The 366-nt window shown below is 29.8% G+C and carries 1 protein-coding gene; it reads right to left on the reverse strand.

Translation table 11 applies throughout. The features are described 5' to 3' along the window. Positions 1-366: tryptophan--tRNA ligase (locus tag AYC60_RS01300; RefSeq protein ID WP_414162573.1), on the reverse strand; the 366-nt coding region annotated here is incomplete at both ends.

Consider the following 366-nt stretch of genomic DNA (forward strand, 5'->3'; position numbering starts at 1 on the left):
CATATATGTTTATTGTATTCCCATACGATTTAGACATTTTCTCACCATCTGTACCTATAACAGTTGCAACATTATCAAGAATTAAAGCTTCAGGTAATTTAAATACTTTCTTACCATAAAATTCATTAAATTTAACAGCAAAATCTCTAGTAAATTCAATATGTTGTTTTTGATCTTTTCCTACTGGAACAAAATCAGGTTCATAAAGTAAAATATCTGCTGCCATTAATACAGGATAATTAAATAATCCAACATTTGCTTTTATACCCTTTGCCACCTTATCCTTATATGCATGCCCTCTTTCAAGTAATGCCATAGGAGTAAGATTAGATAATATCCACATAAGTTCTGTATGCAAAGGTATAG

Origin of the sequence: Streptobacillus felis, assembly GCF_001559775.1 — a bacterium.
In the GTDB taxonomy this organism is placed as follows: Bacteria; Fusobacteriota; Fusobacteriia; order Fusobacteriales; family Leptotrichiaceae; genus Streptobacillus; species Streptobacillus felis.